The sequence below is a fragment of the Euzebyella marina genome (assembly GCF_003687485.1).
In the GTDB taxonomy this organism is placed as follows: Bacteria; Bacteroidota; Bacteroidia; order Flavobacteriales; family Flavobacteriaceae; genus Euzebyella; species Euzebyella marina.
In genome coordinates this window covers 2,094,271-2,113,049 of record NZ_CP032050.1, presented here as the reverse complement: position 1 = coordinate 2,113,049, position 18,779 = coordinate 2,094,271, and the positions used below count along the sequence as shown (strand labels likewise).

Sequence of the window (18,779 nt, the reverse complement as noted above, 5' to 3'; positions counted from 1 at the left end):
TACTTTAACTAAAATCCATTCCAGAGGACAGATCCAATTTACTGGGTTTCTCGGCATCCCTAATTTTCATGAAATTAGGACCAATAGTTTGTTGGTTTACTAAATCCTCTGGTATAGAAGTTAAAAAATAGCTTTCATTGGCCTGTGATAAATTCTTCAATTGGACCGATTCAGATATTCCGTGAATGGCAGAGATAGATGCTATGTTTCTTGTAATAATAAGTCGATTTTTTGCACGCGTTAGGGCTACATATAATACTCTTCTGTCCTCCTCTATAGCTTCCATGTCATCTAAAGACCTAGCAGATGGAAATGATTTTGGGGATACATTCAATACGATACAAATATCAGCCTCTAAACCTTTTGCCGAGTGGATTGTCGATATTATAACATGATCCCTATCTTCGGAAGTAGTCAACTGCGATTCACTTAACACGGGAGATCCATTTAAATTCTCGGCATTGTCCAATAAACCTTCGCCAATAAATTCTGCCAATGTCGAATAGCTATTTGCCAATAATTTTAAAACCGGAAAATCACCTTTACGCTTTTCAATCCAGTCTTTTCTATATCGAAATGCTAAACCTAACGACATGGCTTCATATGCAATATCCACCATTCTGCCAACCTTGCCCCTTTCCCTTTGAATTTCTTCATATAACCCAGAAATTTTATCGCCATCTTTCCCCGGTATCGCCCTTTTTAAAAGAATAGGTATTTCGGTACTACCTTGGTCCGCAAGAATTATTGCCATAATTCTTGATGCTTTAACTTCACCAATGCCCTCCCAAAAGGTTAGAAATCTTATCCATGCGATTTCATCATATGGGTTATTGACAATCCTTAATAGCGAAACTAAATCCTTAATGTGTGCAGCCTGGAGAAATTTTCGACCACCAAAAGTGATGTAAGGAATTTTTCTTCTTATGAATACAGCTTGCAAGGTTTTAGTATAATATTGAGACCGAGAAAGTATTAGGTGGTCTGAAAATTGACGGTCTTCTTCCGAATAATTCTTCAAAATCTCATTGGCTACCCAATTGGCTTCTTGCCATTCATCACTTACATTTAACAACAAAGGTTTTTCTCCGCTACCTCTAATGGATTTTAATTTCTTTTTATAATCGATAGGGGATTTTTCCAATAGCCAATTAGCAATATCCAAAATTTCTTGTGTTGAGCGGTAATTCTTTTCTAATTTTAAAATTTCAGAATTAGGAACACGTCTATTAAATTCATTTACATTTCTAAAATCAGCTCCCCTGAAAGAATATATGGATTGTGCATCGTCACCCACACAGAAAAGATGACAAATATTAATAAATGGCGTTAGCAATTCCCACTGTAAAGGATTCGTGTCCTGGCATCTCATCAACAAGCAAATAATCTAAATCTTGAGCCAATAGGGATTTAGCTTCGGGGTTCGAATTTAGTTGTGTAGAAACCACCAATAATAGATCATCATAATCTAGATAGCGCAACTCCATTTTTTTCTTTTGATAAGCCCTCAGCAGTAATTCTACATCTGTTTTGATTGCTGAGATTTCGTAATCTGTATCTTTATCGTTTTTTCCATTGTAAACTAAATCACGCAAAGATTCTGTCAGGTTTTTTTTAGTATTTCTAGCATACGAGTAAATGTCTATGAGCTGTTGGGGTTTAATTCTAAATTTGCTATAAGCCTCTTTATAGTTTCCACAAATCATTTTCATAATTCCCAACTGATCATCAGGATCAATGACTGTGAAATTTGCTGCTCCAAATAAGTTGGGGTATTTAATAATCAGTTGATTGCACCAACTATGAAACGTTGCTCCATTTAAGGATTGAGCGCTTGCTTTAGGCAAATTAGATTTTACCCGCTCAACTATTTCATTAGCGGCTTTTTTAGTAAAGGTCAATATTTGAATTTTTGAAGCCTGTGCACCCTTTTCAACTAAATAAGCAGCTCTTCCAATTATCGTTCTTGTTTTCCCAGTACCGGCACCGGCAAGTACAAGGAGATGCTGCCCTTTAAATTCAACAGCTTTCAACTGCTGCTCGTTTAGTGATTCTCTATAGCTCATAGAAATATTAAATATTTAAATTAATCATTAATACCTTCGTTGACTATAATAAATCTTTTGAAGATGGCGATAATTTACTATAGTGAAATTATACGCTGCGATGATGAATAGATTAATTTTACCAATTTCCTTATTGGTGATAAAGACTTATAAAATTAGGGATTACCAATGCATTCCTTGGTCACTTTTCAATCAAAACTTTGATAAAAAATTATCAGAATTATAATTACTATTTACATGATGGAATTATTGCAAATTAATTTACCGACACCCTATAGGATAGTACTAAGTACTATGGGTATTTACTTCACTGTCATTCTATTTACTAGAATAGCCGGAAAACGTAGTTTTTCGAAAATGTCCAGCTTTGATTTTTCAATGACCGTTGCTATTGGTTCGGTCATTGCATCGACAATTCTCTCTCCTTCAATATCTTTAGTAAGTGGTATAATGGGATTGGCAAGTATTTATATATTGCAAATTCTTGTTGCAATCGGCCGAAGATATAAATTGTTAAAGCAAGCGGTAGATAACTCACCTTTACTTCTTATGGACGGACGAATAATTATAAAGGACAACTTAAAAAAGGCTAGGGTAACCGAAAGTGATTTACGCTCAAAATTAAGAGAGGCAAACGTCGCTTCATTAGATGAGGTACTTGCTGTAATTTTCGAAACCACGGGCGATATAAGTGTATTGCATAAGATTGATGGAGATATAAAACTCGACCCGTGGTTACTAACCGATGTGCAAAAATCTTAATACACCACTGCTTAGTTGTTTCCTATCAGCATGAACTATCTTTTTCAAAGGGTAGTTGTATGAAAATGATTTTAAGGCAACGCGCATAATATACCTCATTTATGATAAAGTCGAAGTTACTCATCGAACCTTTATCAATTATGTTCACATGTGATAAAACATTTTTTCAAAAAGGGCTTATTTGAGCTAAAAAAACCCCAGTAGTTTACCATTGCTGGGGTTTTTCTAAATTTGGTATTATACAGGAATTTTTTGCGCTACTTGCATTCGCTTCCAATTTCGATGCCTTGATATAGCATCTATAAATAACTCCGGTTTTTCATTAATTAGAATAGCTTCATCTTCCTTATATTCTTTTATACTAGAGGTCTCTAATAAATGTTCACCCTCTCCATCTGCAGCGATGGATTTACAATGAGAAAATGCTTCATTGATAAATTTGAGAAATTTCGATTCTTCTTTTAATACATTGACGGATTTCTTACCGCCCGGAATATAAATCGCATCGAAAAGAACACTCTCCGTAGTCATGATCGCTGCATCGACCTTGTGATCCATTCCTTCATCACATTTCACCATTCCTCCATGCGGGGCAATTATTTTCACAACAGCCTTTTCATTTTCTAAAGCTTTCCGCATGGCCTGAAAAGATTGCATATGGAATCCGTCAGCAACTAAAAATGCAATTTGCCTAGTAGCAATAGTATCAAATTTAGTGTTGGCTTGACTCAAAACAGGAGATTTCTCAAGATATATTTTTTTACTTCCAGGCTGATGGTCCTCAACAACCGCATCCGCCCCAATTGATTGATTCAAGGGTCTATCAATATCTTCGGGTATTTCCATTCCTAAATTATCCGCTACCCTTTTAGCTAAATTGGAATCAATTTGGCCAATTATAAATAGCATACGACTTTTAATCTCTTCGTGGTTACATTTACCCAATTCAAATGAATATGCAGATATAACATGTTCTTTTTCCCAATCGGCCAAACTTCGGTAGAATAATGCTGGTTGTGAAAAATGGTCACTAAAACTTTCGCTTCTGCCCCTGATTTTCTTGGCGTCGATTCGTTCTTGGTAAGATTCGAACGCTCCATCGGCGACTTTACTCAAATAGGGGCAACCTCCACCCAAAGCATTTGGAAAATACGCAGTTTGCCCTTTAGGAATTTCCATTTGCATATGGCCATCACGTTGATTTACATACGACTCAGCAACTGGCCTATTGATAGGAATTTGGTGAAAATTAGGGCTTCCTAATCTGGATAATTGAGTATCTCTATAAGAAAAGAGCCTACCTTGAAGAAGTGGGTCGTTCGTAAAGTCAATTCCAGGAACAATATTACCAGGCAAAAATGCGACTTGCTCAGTTTCGGCAAAGAAGTTTTCTGGATTTTTGTTGAGTACCATGCGCCCAATAATTTCAACAGGCACCATTTCCTCGGGTATAAGTTTGGTAGGGTCTAATAAATCAAAGTCAAATTTGTGCTCATCTTCTTCAGCAACAACTTGGATGCCTAATTGCCATTCGGGGAAATTGCCCGAATCAATTGCATCCCATAAATCTCTTCTATGAAAATCACTATCCGCCCCACTGATTTTCACAGCTTCGTCCCAAGTTACAGAGTGAACTCCCAGTTTCGGTTTCCAATGAAATTTGACAAAATGAGATTTTCCTTCCTCATTTATTAATCGAAAGGTATGTATGCCAAAACCCTCCATCATTCTGTAACTTCGAGGAATCCCTCTATCGCTCATAACCCAAATATGATTGTGTAATGTTTCGGTTGTTTTGGAAACAAAATCATAAAATGTATCATGTGCCGAGGCTGCTTGAGGAATTTCATTGTTCGGTTCAGGTTTCACCGAGTGAATTAGATCGGGGAATTTCATCGCATCTTGAATAAAGAAAATGGGCATATTATTACCTACTAAATCCCATGTCCCCTCTTTTGTATAAAATTTTACTGCAAACCCCCGAACATCTCTCGCCAAATCGGTTGACCCTTTTGACCCAGCCACTGTCGAAAATCTGACAAATACTGGAGTTTTTCTAGAGGTATCGGTAAAAATTCCAGCCTTTGAATATTTTTTGATATTTTTTGTTAACTCAAAATATCCATGTGCCGCGCTTCCTCGGGCATGTACTATTCTTTCTGGAATTCTCTCGTGATCAAAACTTGTAATTTTCTCTCGAAGTAGAAAATCTTCTAAAAGTGTTGACCCTCTCACGCCAGCTTTTAATGAGTTATTGGTATCATTTACTTTCAAACCCTGCCTTGTAGTGAGAGGTTTATTCGCATAGTCAATAGTATATTCTTCAAGTTGACGTGATTTATCGGATTCTGATGACTTTTCATTATTCTTTTCGGCCATGATAATTGATTTTAGATTGTTGTTAACTACTTATAAAATGGTTATTCGCTTTTAGAATTGATATTCCTCCATTTATTTTAAATCTATGCAACAATGTTAATAATCGCAGTTCCCCCTAATGCATTACGACGAAGTGACTCGACTGAAGTTTGTATGGATGCTACCAATGAATTGAAGGAATCGGGCTTTTTTAAATACCTATTTGCTCCGATTGAAAATAATTTAGCTATGCGATCAATATCAAATTCAGTGGAATAAATTACAATAGGTACATTGTCAAATTTGCTATTCTTACGAAGAGCCTCTAAACATTCCTCGCCATCCATTCCTGGCATATACAAGTCTAAAAAAATCATGTCAGGTTTACTGTGTTCGGATGAAATAGCACTCATCAACTCCAACCCACTATTATAAATCTTTAATTCAGCAGAGCACTTTGATTCTAAGAAGGCTTCTTTAAAAAGTTGTTGATCATCTTTATCGTCATCCACTAAAAATATCCTAGACTTTTTCATTTTCATCTAAATTTCATTTATAATTAATTCAGTTAGGAGATGTAATCTGAAAGAAAGGATAGAGTCCTTTGCCATTTCTTGTAGAAACGAAATTCTTAGATTTTGAGTTAGAAATTTGTTGCCAAAAATTTTTAAGTTAACTCAAAACGATATAAGAATATACCTACTTAAAAGTATTACATATCATCATCGAATAATTAGCTATCTAGGTAACTTGCCAACTACTAAAAATTTTACAGCTTGTCTATACGGGTTTTAGAGGTGACAAATCTATATATTGAAGTCGAATTTCCCCCACATGTTCGTCGTACACAACATCATTGTGTAATTTTTCCCAAGTAATCACCTCATTGAAGTTTTCATTGAATTGTGCTAAAAGCTTTTCCGATAACAAAATATATTCGTTCTTGGCAATATCATTCTTGAGTAGCTTATGCGCAGTTATTACATCCTCTCCAATGAGTTTTATATGCTTACCAACTTTCACGTGAGCAATCTCCTCCCCAAAGTGAAGTATAATTTTAAGCCCTAAGATCTTTGGAATATCCTTGGCCCTAGCAGAATCTTCCTTTTTGATGAGCTCATCAATATGGAAATAAAAATCTGTATAGAATTTTTTACATTGATTTATAAGATCATCGAAGGAAGGAAGTTTCCCCTGTTTGTAGAATAAGACCGCGTCTCCCTCAATTTCAGAAATTTTAAGTCCAATATTATTTGAATATATAATATTATTTAGGAGGGAAGGTATCACTTTTGACCCTAGGTCAAAATCAACTTTGGACATAAATTCTGTGAACCCACTAATATCAGGGATACATAATAAGGTAGGTTTAGGATTCATATTATGAATAAATATTTGAGTGCAATAAGCTATGTTATCAGGCTTCGGCCAATAACGCCATTATTTTTTTTCAGGTTCGATGTCTTCTTGAAATTCATCTGTCATTTGAAATTCTGATTGATAGGTGAAAATATTGGTAGACAAATTAATTAAATGTGATTGCGTTTCATAGAAGTGCATCATGTAACCCGCCGTATTCACAAAAATTACAACATCTCCTTGAGAGGGCAAACCTGGGAACTTTAAAGCTCGTTTTAAGAGTACGTCCTGTTCTAAGCAATAGGCTCCAGTAAAGTATAATTGAACTTCCTCCCTTTCTGTTGGAAGGTTTTTATAAACAAGAAAGGGATCCACCAAATAGTCAGCGCTGGAACTTTTGAGATGGCTCATATTCATCTCAAGACCCACCAACCAATTATCATTAGCATCGATTTTTCTGTGAATGACCTTGGCCATGGTTATCCCCACTTGATCTAATAGAGACCGGCCAGGTTCAATTCTAACTTCTAAATTCAATTCCTTTAAAATATCCGCAACCGATTTCCCTTCAGAATTTTTATATTGAAGAACATTTTCCAAGTATTCGGGCCCGTTTACACTATTATAATATGGGTATGTGCGTAAATTACCCCTAATAGTCTTGGCCTCTTCATCTAGGTGTAATCCCAAACCATCATTCCTAAAAGTTATTTCTTTTTGATTACCATACAAGGAAGATCTTAAATTGTACTGGAAGGCGTTCCATTCATTTTCGGACTCCAGATAATTCATTAAAATTCCCCCTCCAATATCCATGAATTCTATCACGTTTCCTTGTTGACGGAATTCCTTTATTATCTGTAGGGTCTGTTGAGCTGCCTCCCCGCGCTGTCGGATACTATATCCATCTAAGTGAAAATGAATTCCACGAAGCATCAAATTGGGAAAGTCATTGTTCGAGAACCACATTTTAAGGCTAAATATATCTCTCTCGATATCGAAGCCAAAACGGCTGTAGAGTTTCTCCCCGCCCACTTTAAAACCGCTTAATCGAATAGCCACGTTACATTTTTGATTTAATTCACCAGCTATTTGATTGGCCATTTGCAATTCATCTAAATTATCAATAACCATGACTACCTGATTAGTTATAGCCAACTGCATCAATTTTCTATTTTTAACGGCAGCCGTTAATACCAATTTGTCAGGATTTCCTCCTAAGAGCAGTGATTGATTTAATTCTGTATAACTAGCCGTGTCTACGCCAATGCCGAACTCCAAAGCCTCTTTTACTAATCTGGTACATTTATTGGCCTTTCTTGCGAAATAAATTTGACCTTTCAGTTCCAACCTATTGAAAACATCTTGAAAGTCCTTTATATTATCTCTGAAAGATGGGAGATGGTGTACATTTATAGGAGAGTCATATTTCTCGAATAATGATTCGAGGACTTCTGAACTCCCCATAATATTATTCATCCATTCACTCATTTTTGGAGTTAAAGGTGTATCGCTCTTTGCCTTATAAACATTTTTTATTTCTGATATATTTTCAATCATAACTTATCTGAAAAATTCATTTCTTCTTGACTCGCATTTTCTAGAACAAGAGTTGCCCAAATGGAAGCGAAATTATTTCGCTTTCTTGACAATGTATCATTATCGTACACTACTCCTTCAGTAGGAGTGCCATAGATGGATATATTTTTGAGCGACTCACCGTCAGTGGATATAGCCTTACCCTGCCTATCAATTTCAGGACAACCTACATCATAGCTCTTATCATTATGATTCACATAGCTACGTAAAATACCATGCTGTCTCATGTTGGTAAATAAGGGACCCCAGTCCCGGGTAGATTGAGCTGTTGGGATTCGTGCATCAATTAAAACATCAAGATGGTCCCTATTTCTTCCATCTAGCGATAGAATCTCCCAATTTTTATCTTTTTTAACGACCGTAGGGTCGATACAATAACTGAAGTCAATAATGCCCGATTGAACCAGGGATAAAACTTTTTCCATATTCGCCAAAGGAGGTCCATAGGATATCCGGTTCAATTTTGATCGATATTTTTTGTCAAACACAAAATGTGAATCTCCCGATAGACCGGAAAAACTGAATACCCGATTGAAAATTTCACTCAAATCCCCCCATGTAAGGGCAGCCGCCATAAATCCACTACTGTGAGATCCTTTTTTACACTCTTGTACTATATAGTTTAAATAATCGACAGGATTCAGTTTGCTTTTTTCCTTTACAAAGGCCCTTGTCTTAAAAAGGTCTCCAAACACAAATTTGTATTCGTTAGGATAGCGTTGATGAAATGCTTTAATGAGAAATTCCATTTTCTCCAAATCATTATTTACCTCAAAATCGAAACTGTATTTTTTTGTAATTACACTATAATATCTATATCGGGTCTCCGCCACATATAATGGTAGAATATGTCTAATGAAGTGAATATAATTTTCGGATAGAGAAGCCTTAAAAATATTCTCTAGGGTGAAAAATTTGGGCGTGTATCGTATTTTATTTTCAATGCCAGTTCTAGGAACCATTAACATACCACTTCTAGAGAAGGGGAATATTTTGCTTGGTTCCTTTCCTGAGGGATGGTATTTATAGTTACCATTGGCTAACAATTCAAATCTCCCGCCTCTACCTTCCGTCAGGCCCAAGACAGCGTCAATGAATGTGAGACCCATTCCTTTTATTCCCACATGACTCCTTTCACTAATTGCTGCTAAATTTTCTTCAACAGGATATACAAATGGAATAAATGTTCCATTACAGGATATATCATTTCTTTTTCCACTCTTGAAGCTTGAGTGCCCGGTAGTTAGTAAAACCTCATTAACGAAAATTTTATGAGAACTACCATTTTCATTTAAATATATACCTACGCCATTCTCATAGTTAACAATATCACGAACCTCGTTGTGATAAATATTAATTTTTGCATTGTCCGGTTTGTTCCTCAACAAAAGATTGAAACAATGAACCAAATAACCTCCAACTGTTTTTCTGGAAGAATAACCATTTTCAAGTTTATAGATATCAATACCTTCCTTTCGCGATAACCACTCCACGAAACTTACTGCTTCAGAAGTAATTGATTTAGGCACTTCATCCACCCATGCATTTATTTTCCGATTTGGATAATTCATTAAGAGGTAGTCTGGCTGATTCGGCTGATATATAAAGCCAGCTCCTGGAAACCCTGATTTTTCATAAATATTAATTTCGAATGATATATCCCGACTATTGTATTTTATCTGAGACAACAAACGTTCCAGAGCATATAACCCTTTTGGTCCCAATCCGACTATAGCAATCTTATATGGTGTTATAGGCGCCATCTAACATATTTTGGTTCAGTATAAGATTGTCATCACTTGTTTTTTGATTGATACCTTCCAGCACCCAATGATCATTGTAAATAGTGTCTAAATACCTCTCACCACTATCTGGTAATAAAAGAACTGATGTAGCGTTCTTGGGTATTTTGTATCTGATTTTATTAAAAGCAGTGATGATACCTCCGGAAGAACCGCCAGAGAGAATTGCCTCTTTGTCCAATAAATCTCTACAACCAGTTACACATTCCAAATCAGACACATGAACAACTTCATGCACTTTCCGAACATCTAAAAATTTGGACGGAACCCCTGCGCCATGTCCCGGAATTCTCCTATTGCCAGATACGCCGCCGAAAAGAACACTCCCCTTTGCATCAACGGCTATTAACTTTGTTGACAATTCGTTCTCTTGTATATAATCTGCACAGCCCATTAGCGATCCACAAGTGCTGGTGGCAACAAATAAATAATCTGGTTGACTCTTCAATGATTCAACAATTTCATCCATGACATTCCAATAGGTTTTGGGATTGTTAGGATTTGCATACTGATTGGTCCAAACACTTCCTGGATACAAATTCAATAACTCACGAACCTTTTGTAAACGCGCGGCCAAAAAGCCACCATTAGGTAAAGGCTCTGTCACTCGGACAACTTCAGCCCCGTAAGCTGCCAATAATTTGTAATTTTGAGCATTTAGATTAACGTCAACTACAACTATCAGTTTTAAATCATAGAACCGACATGCCTGTGCTAAGCCCACGGCCATGTTTCCCGAACTAGACTCTATAAGTGTCCCCCCTTTTCTAACAGTACCATTTCTAATTAATTCCGAAACTATACGTTGAGCAGTACGGTCCTTCATGCTCCCTGCAGGATTCGCACTTTCTAGTTTGGCATATACATTATTCTCCTTAAAATAACGCCCCAATCTTACTAGTGGGGTATTTCCTATAGTATCCATGATATGCAATGCAACATTTCTCATAATTGTAACTTTAGCCGTGATTAATTGAGCTTAAATTCAGAAACCTAGGTATTATAAAGTAATCCACATACTTTAAACCACTGCAAATTCAGGATAATTAAGATGCTCTATGCTGCTCGATTCATTTTGATTTTAGCTTGATTAAAGTGTGTCAAAAATTCTTCTATAAGAACACATGGAAAGAACTGAAACAAAAAATTTAATAGTGTTGATTTCAAGATAATTAATAGTCTAAACCTATGGGTAACGAGAATAACTTGAAGACTGTAGAGGGGATAGGACTTTTTATTTATAAACTTATACTTGTTCCTATATCAAGAGATTTTCTTAGTATTCCTTTTTTTAAAAATTCTCTCGTTCCAATACATTAAAATTCTAACGATGTCAGCCTTAACCTTTTCAATATCAATTTGGTTGTCAATTTTCCCCAATATAAAAATGGAAGATATGTAAAGGAAAATAACATATATAAATAGTATTGCCGACATACCTACCGCAAAAGTTCCCATGTTATTCATATAAATTATTTGCTATCCAATACCTATCGCCTTTAACATAATTTACCGCATATATTTGATGAACTTAGGGTTGTATTAAGTTCTTCTCGCATAAAGTAGTTTGTTAAAATATAATTATAGGACATGGTCAACATTAAATTAATAGTCAAATACAAACCTAGATTATGTGATGGAAATGTATTAATTCGGTTGCTAAGAGCATGACAACCAATCCTATATATTTTGATAAATTAAAGATGATACGCTACATCGATTCGAACTTCGATAATCGTTAATAAACCAAGCCTAGATTATATAAAACCATTGGTATTCCAGCTACGAATTAACTGATGGCAAATTTGATTTCGACTACAGGTTTAGCGAGGATATGGTATTAATCATCAACGAGTAAATCATATAATTCCGTTAACAAGTTCCACTCCAAATTCATTAACCTATTTAGCCGATAAATTGCCAATGCATCATTGCCACAACCATATATGCTTAAATTAAGGTTATTAGAAAATTAATTAATGTGGGAGTATTTAAATACCCCCACATTATAGTTCTTTATTGCCCCCTCATGATAATTGAATTATCCTAGGAGGTTTTTGCCTCGCTTCTTCTTTTTTAGGTAAGAGGATTTCAAGAATACCATTCTGATATGATGCACCAATCCTGCTGCAATCCACAGTCTCTGGTAATCTAAAGGTTCGTTTAAAATTGGTATATCCGAACTCCCTTCTAGCGTATGTACTTCCTCCCGCTTGCTCGTCGACTTCACTTTTAGAAAATATGGAGAGTAATAGGTTGTCAAGTTCGATTTGGAAATCGGACTTTTGCATTCCAGGCACGGCCATTTCTAAAATTAAGGCATCAGATGTTTCTTTAATGTTTACTCTGGGCAAGGTAATTCCGTTATTATACCCTGTAGGTAATACACCGGATAATTCGGATTTTAAGACATTGTCAATCCAATTCGACCAATTGGCTAATCCTAAATCGGAAGTTGCTAAACTTCCATTTTTCGGAACAGTTAATACATTGTTCATTTTAAAAAAAATTTAAGTTCAACATTATTTTGTCATTAGTATATGCCCCTTGGGACAGTTTATAAGAAAACAAATGAAATGCCAATTGTGAAATGCACAGTGTTGAAACTTTCAATTTTAATAAAATTTTTAAATTTTTAGTGTTCTAGAAAATAGTGCATAACCGAGCATATGTCAATTTGACAGAGCGTATAACATAAATTTTGATGCTTCCGAATGGAACTTTCCTTATTTCATTAATAATAAGGATTTTAGAATAATTTGATCCTTACATTCTCCATATGAAGTTGTAATCCAACTTCATCAATTTCGCTTGTTATCAAATTTTTAGCCTTATACAATCCTCAAATGTCCCTTTTTGTTGGTATGATTATTTGACTTACTTTGCTTATGTTCATCAAGTTTCCTTCTCAACAATTTCATATCATTACTAATTTTTTTCTCAATTACCCTCGCATATTTTTGAGTAGTAGATAATTTTCTATGGCCTAGCAATTTAGAGACCGTCTCAATCGGAACATCGTTTAATAGAGCTATCGTAGTAGCAAAAGTATGTCTTGCAACATGGAAAGTTATATGTTTATCAATTTTGCAAATAGAGGCGATTTGTTTCAGGTAAAGGTTAAGTCTCTGATCGCTAAATACGGGTAAAAGGTGATATCCATTTTCTACTTTTGGATAAGAAGCATATTTCTGAAGTATTAATTTGGCTTCATTTAGCAAGGGTAATTTTACAGGTACATTAGATTTCTTCCTCCGTAGTACAATCCAATCTTCGCAATCAATTCCTTCAACGATGTTCTTTGCACTTAAATTTTTCACCTCTATATAACTCAGACCAGTGTAGCACGAAAAAACGAAAATATCCCTCACTAGAGACATACTGTCATTGGATAGTGATACATTCATTAAACAATCCAACTCGGACTGTTCCAAAAAGGCGCTATCGTATGAGTCAAATTTCAATTGGAACAAATTGAAAGGGTTAGATTTAATCCAACCATGCTTCAGAGCCATGTTCGTAAGTTTTTGAAGTCGTTCCAAGTGTTTCATTATACCATTGTTCCGCAAGGGTTGAGATTTTTTTAATGGAGAACAGGTACGTAAATAATTTTCAAATTTTGTTATAAAAGAATAATCGATGTGCAGAAGATAAATGTCCTTCACTTTATATTCTTTTTGGATAAAACGTCGAATGTACTTTTCGCTAGCCTTATAATTCTTGACAGTTCCGGGGGCTAGCTTTTGGATTTCATTTTCCCTGTGATAGGTAATCAATTCCATTAATGTCAAAACTTCTCTATCTTTTCCTGTATAGCGAAGTTTTATAGCTTCGGCCGTTATGGGATGGCCTTTCTCCAATAATTGTCTGTAGGCACTTTTTAAGTTTAAATTCACTGTATCCAGTGCATCATTAATATTGCCTGAATTTTTTACCTTGGACTTAACTCGGCAGGCATTGTAATTCCAATTCTTCTCAAGTACAGCTTTTTTTGTACTAATGTCAACTGCCTTACTATCTATCCATATACGCGCATAGATAGGAGCTGTACCATCTTTTTTAAGGGCATTTTTCCTCAACCAGAAATGAACGTTGAATGTGTGTTCTGAAATCATCACTTTCGTATTTAATTGAAAACTCAGTTAAATCGAAAGCCAAATCATCTCGAAAGTCGAATCACAGGTCGTGAACTATAAATTTAGGCATTTCTTTCCTTAGAAAATAGGACACTAATTAGGACACTAATTATAGTGTCTATAAATGAATACAAAAAAAACCAGTAAAAATGTATTTTACTGGTTTTCATTTAATTACATATTAAAAAATCAATTTTAATATCCTAAGTGTCGGGATGACTGAATCATCGACGTAATCTTATCGTATTGAAAATCATTGTTTTAACCCTGTAATCTTGGAGGTATTCCCGTTAAGAACACGGAAAGCGAAAAACAACTTTTGAACACAAATTTTATGTGTTTAACTACTAGTAAAAATAAGATTAAAATTTAAACTATTTGGAATCAAACATAAAATCCAAAATATTAACTCGATAAAATATAGTTCTACATTTTCAAGTTATTGTATGTCTATTCTTTTGCCAAAACTATCAAGTCAAAGAATAATAGTCTCGTTGATAGCTTTACTTCATCCGGTAAACCTGTAAATTCCCTCTCCTGTTCTTCAGTAGAAAATAGACTTTCAAAACCATTTTTAGCATAATATCTTAATGCCCTGGGTTCATTATATGAATCCACAACAATAAAACGACATCCTGTTTTATTTGCTCCATCTATAAACCAAGACTTAATGAAATCCATTAATTGTTTTCCAGTATTATCCTCTTCACCTTCAACATTTCTATAATCTTTGTGAACTCCCAAACGACCAATTAAAACCGCTGGATAGCTTCTCATATGTTTTTCACGTGGTATTTCCCTAATTACTTTCTTTTTCCTAGAATTTGGAAGATGCGTGGTTTTAATACTATCATTTGATATTGTAAAAGCACAAACAATTATTGATGGATCTTCATCAAGAGTAAAACAATAAGTTTTTCCTAAAAGTTCAGCAGAATAATTTTCCACATCATTTCTAAAAAAATCATTTAAATCAGGATGATCGCAATCAAAAGGTTCACAACCATCTATAACTTCTTGATTGTAGGGTTTTAATGTGCAACTTTCAAGTAGAAAACCCAAAGCAAAAGATTATAGTTTAGCTTTAGCTAAAATCTTTGAAGCAACAGAAGATTGTTTGGAAAAATCAATAGAAGATTTCTTAGCAGAGTTTTCAGCTATTTTGGTAGTAAAATGAACTGCTGCTTTATCTTTTAATACAGGTATAGATTTAATTGCTATTGCCATTGTTTCTATATATGATACAAAATTATATAATTTAAACGTTTTAAAACAATTTTTATACCAAAAACTCCATTAGTTTATATAATCAAGACCTCTACTAAGTATCATTATAAGAGGTAAATAATTAACGACACTTATTGCAAGAACAACCATTCAGATAAAAGCAACATGAGTTTTTCCTTACTTACAGAAGGTACTTCTTTAAAGAATTTAGCTTGAATATTATTATGCTTTTCTCCTATTACACCACCACTGATATAATTTCTAATTACAGTATTATCAACAAACCAATAATTCTCACTTTCTATGTTACCCAATATCCATCTTAAATTAGTTTCAAAATAGTCCGTCTGATCTCTAAGCATTTCAGGTTGAAATCCAACACCATTACCTGAACCGAACCCTAATCTACCATTACTCTTTTTGTGATACTTAATTTCCAAAAAATATAAGTTAGGTCTAGAACCATTTTCAGCTATCATAATATCTACTGCCTTTTTAAAATCATATAGCTTAAAATTCCCTCTATCAGATAGAATTTCATTCAATATATCTTTTCGAATATGGTTTTCAAATTGTGGTTCGCTTAGAATATTTTGCATAGTTATAAATACCCTGATTTTCGTCAACCTTTAGTCATTCTCATATCTGACGTAAAATAATAGGACAGGTAAACATTTTACTTGGAATTACTTGGTCAAGAACCTCCAAACGTCACTTATTGTAGCATTAAGAGTATGTTCGTCTTTGTGGGAATAGTGAAAATGGCAAGGTCTTCCATTAAATATGGCTAAATAAATTGGATATTCCGATTTTCCATCCAAGTCCTCAAACATTACAATTTGAAGACTTACACCTTTATCCAATAAGGCCGCAAAAAGTTCCTCTTCTTCCCTACTTAATGGCTCTGTTCTCAAAAACATAATTAATTATTTAATTCATTGTCAAGGTTACTTATAAACTTACCTTCTATAAGCTTGCCATTTTTCAAATACTCAAAAAACTGGTCATAATTTTCAGGGCTAAGAAAATGAAAGTCATAGTGTTGGTCGATTTTATGATATTCAAGTTGATTATTAAGTTCTTTAAAATGAGAACAAGCCCATTTGTACTTAGCTTTGTTTTCAGGAGAATAATCTTTATCGCTCTTTATCTCAACCACTATTATATGCTCAATACCATTTTTGGATACCTTTATAAAAAAATCTGGGTTAAACTTGGATTGCTTTGTATGGTTTCCTGTTGCAGTTGTCAATGAGTATTCAATCGAATAAAAATTTTGATTAGTTGATTTCAACCAAGCGTCTATTATTTTGGAATTGTCATTTTTAACTAATTTTTCAACAAATTTTCTTTCTGGTTCTTTAGTGGTAAATAGAATATCAACAGGAGTTTTAAAATCAAATGCGTTGATCTCTCTTTCTGAACTTTTCAAAAGATCCTCATCCTCTAATACTTCATTCAAAATTCTCAGTATATCCTCATCTTCTATTTCATACTCATATTTATTTGTGTAGAAAACCGTAGATCCAGCGGTTCTAAGATTACCGACCGAAAGAGTTTCCCTTTCTCTTTTTTTAGTTGATATTAGATATGGCTTTTGGGCTAGTCTCTCCAATACAATTGATTTGTTCTTCTTTCTCAATAGTGTGTTAAATGCAGCAAATATTTTTCGCTTATTATTTTCATCTATTAAATCCCCTTCAATTCCAACCCTTTCCATGGAACGCCTCAATAATTTTTCTATTTCCTCTCTTGGTGGTAAATTATTCTTTGTATACTCCGAATCGGCCAACTTCAACACAACCCCTTCCCATTCCCTAGTTTGAAACTCACTATAAATCTTATTAATTATTGCTTTTAAAGGCGTAAAACGATATTTAATATCATATTCGGCTTCACTTACTCCTCCTAACACGTTTAAATAAATAGTTTCCTTTTTCACATTGGAGACTGACGATTCTAAATTTATATAACCCTTGTAATTGAATGTATTAGTTTCACTTGTATTTTCAACCCCTCTTTCCGTTTTCTTATAATCGATGTTATAAAGATTAAAGTGATATTTACTTCTTTCCTGTGTTTCACTAGTCAATACTTGGCTAACCAATCTTAACTCAATTTCAAGAACTTCATCAACTAAACCTCTAATTTTGGAACCCCACGATGAATGATTAAAAATAACAACTTTGGCTGCATTTGGATATAAATCAGGTAATCTCAACCCTCTCCCCAAAACTTGAGCAATTAGCAGTTTTGAATTGAATGCTCTTTCCTCCATTGGAACTATTTGAAAAACATTTTTCACGTCCCACCCTTCTGTCAACATTGAAACAGAAACTATCCATTCAATTGTTTCATCTTTGTCATCAACATTTTCTAATCTTATCAGGTTGTGCTCATGTACTTTGTCCGAAGTAACTGTTATGACCTTTGTCCTCCTAATTTCTTCTTCAGATATATTTTCCTCTTTGGATAGAAACTCAACAATCCTTGTTTCCAGTCGTTTAGCATTATTTATGTTATTAGTAACCAAAATGGTCAATGGCCTAACATCCCTGTAGATTATTTTATTCTTTTGATGGTTCTGGTAAATTTTTTGAAATCTTTGGTCTTCGTTAGAACTATCATCCTCACCTACATAGTCAATGGATTTGGTGAAACCTTTGTCAATTGCACTTCTCAATGAATATCTGAATATCACATCGTTAAAGTAGTCGTTGTCAATGTAAGCTGTACCGGTAAAACCTAAAATATAATTAAAGGCATATGCATCATCCAGTAAAAATCTTTTCCAAACCTTGATGCTTTTACTTTGCAAATCATTACCCGTTGTTTTATTGTAAATATGATGTGATTCATCATTAAGAACCAATGTTTCAAATCCCTTTTTAAAACCGAAACTATCTTCAATAGAAGAGCCTGTTCGCTCATATACTGCATGGATATTTTCTATACAGATATCACCTTCTACTACCGTGACGCTACCATCAACAATTCTTGGGTTTTTTAAAATTGCTTGTTTCGGTATTGATTCTGAAAGTCTAGGATCAGATGAGAGTTGAATAAATTTTCTTTTCAACTCCTTTTCAATTGTTATTGAAGGACAAAGCACCAATACTTTTTTTACGATGCCCAATCCCAACATTATTTGGGCAATTCCAAACATGACAAAACTTTTTCCTGTTCCAGTTGCTAAATCGATAGTGCCTGAAAGTTTATGAGGCAACTGAATTTTCTTGAAATATTCATCCACATGCTCAAATCTCTTTCTAATTTCAGGATTATTCGAATGGTTTTGTCTAATTAAGTCATTAATAGAGTTGTACTGTTTTGAAGCTAGATAAATCAAAGCATTTTTAATTGCTTCCTTCTGATATTCCCTATTACCGCAAAGTGTATCCAAGTATCTATCCCAATATTCTATAGATAAATCGGTAGAATCATAATACTTATTAATTTTCAAAACCAAA

16 protein-coding genes are annotated in these 18,779 nt (G+C 34.4%); 1 reads left to right on the top strand and 15 read right to left on the bottom strand.

Going from position 1 to position 18,779, the window contains the following annotated elements:
* Positions 1-4: 4 nt before the first annotated feature.
* Both D1013_RS20530 and D1013_RS20525 read right to left on the bottom strand, forming a co-directional pair.
* Positions 5-1,372, bottom strand: a complete 1,368-nt coding sequence (locus tag D1013_RS20530) for an ATP-dependent helicase (protein WP_262689283.1) — start codon at positions 1,370-1,372, stop codon at positions 5-7.
* Positions 1,317-2,066, bottom strand: coding sequence for a UvrD-helicase domain-containing protein (locus tag D1013_RS20525; protein WP_262689281.1), 750 nt, complete (start codon positions 2,064-2,066; stop codon positions 1,317-1,319). Before D1013_RS20525 ends, D1013_RS20530 begins: the two co-directional genes overlap by 56 nt.
* Positions 2,067-2,303: 237 nt before the next feature.
* On the opposite strand from D1013_RS20525, the gene D1013_RS08830 reads away from it, so the two are divergent.
* Positions 2,304-2,828, top strand: a complete 525-nt coding sequence (locus D1013_RS08830) for a DUF421 domain-containing protein (protein WP_121848474.1) — start codon at positions 2,304-2,306, stop codon at positions 2,826-2,828.
* Between the two features lie 237 nt (positions 2,829-3,065).
* Here the strand turns inward: D1013_RS08830 and D1013_RS08825 are convergent, their stop codons facing one another.
* The 13 genes from D1013_RS08825 to D1013_RS08765 form a co-directional block, all read right to left on the bottom strand.
* The gene (locus D1013_RS08825; RefSeq protein ID WP_121848473.1) at positions 3,066-5,207 is read right to left on the bottom strand and encodes a catalase; all 2,142 of its coding nucleotides are present in this window, start codon (positions 5,205-5,207) and stop codon (positions 3,066-3,068) included.
* Between the two features lie 83 nt (positions 5,208-5,290).
* Positions 5,291-5,728 carry a response regulator gene (locus D1013_RS08820; protein WP_121848472.1) on the bottom strand — a complete coding sequence of 146 codons (438 nt, stop codon included), beginning with the start codon at positions 5,726-5,728 and terminating at the stop codon, positions 5,291-5,293.
* A gap of 238 nt (positions 5,729-5,966) precedes the next feature.
* A complete protein-coding gene (locus D1013_RS08815; RefSeq protein ID WP_121848471.1) occupies positions 5,967-6,566 on the bottom strand; it encodes a DUF2652 domain-containing protein in 600 nt (199 codons plus the stop codon).
* A 60-nt stretch (positions 6,567-6,626) separates the two neighbouring features.
* Positions 6,627-8,105: a type III PLP-dependent enzyme domain-containing protein gene (locus D1013_RS08810; protein ID WP_121848470.1), complete on the bottom strand. Its 1,479-nt coding sequence runs from the start codon at positions 8,103-8,105 to the stop codon at positions 6,627-6,629.
* Positions 8,102-9,907: an FAD/NAD(P)-binding protein gene (locus D1013_RS08805; protein ID WP_121848469.1), complete on the bottom strand. Its 1,806-nt coding sequence runs from the start codon at positions 9,905-9,907 to the stop codon at positions 8,102-8,104. The genes D1013_RS08810 and D1013_RS08805 overlap by 4 nt, the downstream gene beginning before the upstream one ends.
* Positions 9,885-10,871: a 2,3-diaminopropionate biosynthesis protein SbnA gene (gene sbnA / locus D1013_RS08800; protein ID WP_225621527.1), complete on the bottom strand. Its 987-nt coding sequence runs from the start codon at positions 10,869-10,871 to the stop codon at positions 9,885-9,887. Before sbnA ends, D1013_RS08805 begins: the two co-directional genes overlap by 23 nt.
* 1,102 nt (positions 10,872-11,973) lie before the next feature.
* Positions 11,974-12,444 carry an Hsp20/alpha crystallin family protein gene (locus D1013_RS08790; RefSeq protein WP_121848466.1) on the bottom strand — a complete coding sequence of 157 codons (471 nt, stop codon included), beginning with the start codon at positions 12,442-12,444 and terminating at the stop codon, positions 11,974-11,976.
* Between the two features lie 333 nt (positions 12,445-12,777).
* Positions 12,778-14,061, bottom strand: coding sequence for a site-specific integrase (locus tag D1013_RS08785; RefSeq protein WP_121848465.1), 1,284 nt, complete (start codon positions 14,059-14,061; stop codon positions 12,778-12,780).
* A gap of 471 nt (positions 14,062-14,532) precedes the next feature.
* Positions 14,533-15,144, bottom strand: coding sequence for a GNAT family N-acetyltransferase (locus D1013_RS08780; RefSeq protein ID WP_121848464.1), 612 nt, complete (start codon positions 15,142-15,144; stop codon positions 14,533-14,535).
* A gap of 9 nt (positions 15,145-15,153) precedes the next feature.
* A complete protein-coding gene (locus D1013_RS20340) occupies positions 15,154-15,309 on the bottom strand; it encodes a hypothetical protein (RefSeq protein WP_162987853.1) in 156 nt (51 codons plus the stop codon).
* Positions 15,310-15,440: 131 nt separating this feature from the next.
* Entirely contained in the window at positions 15,441-15,908 is a 468-nt protein-coding gene (locus D1013_RS08775) for a hypothetical protein (protein WP_121848463.1), read from the bottom strand.
* Positions 15,909-15,995: 87 nt separating this feature from the next.
* Positions 15,996-16,229 carry a hypothetical protein gene (locus tag D1013_RS08770; protein WP_121848462.1) on the bottom strand — a complete coding sequence of 78 codons (234 nt, stop codon included), beginning with the start codon at positions 16,227-16,229 and terminating at the stop codon, positions 15,996-15,998.
* Positions 16,230-16,231: 2 nt separating this feature from the next.
* Positions 16,232-18,772: a DEAD/DEAH box helicase gene (locus tag D1013_RS08765; protein ID WP_225621517.1), complete on the bottom strand. Its 2,541-nt coding sequence runs from the start codon at positions 18,770-18,772 to the stop codon at positions 16,232-16,234.
* Between the last annotated feature and the right edge of the window lie 7 nt (positions 18,773-18,779).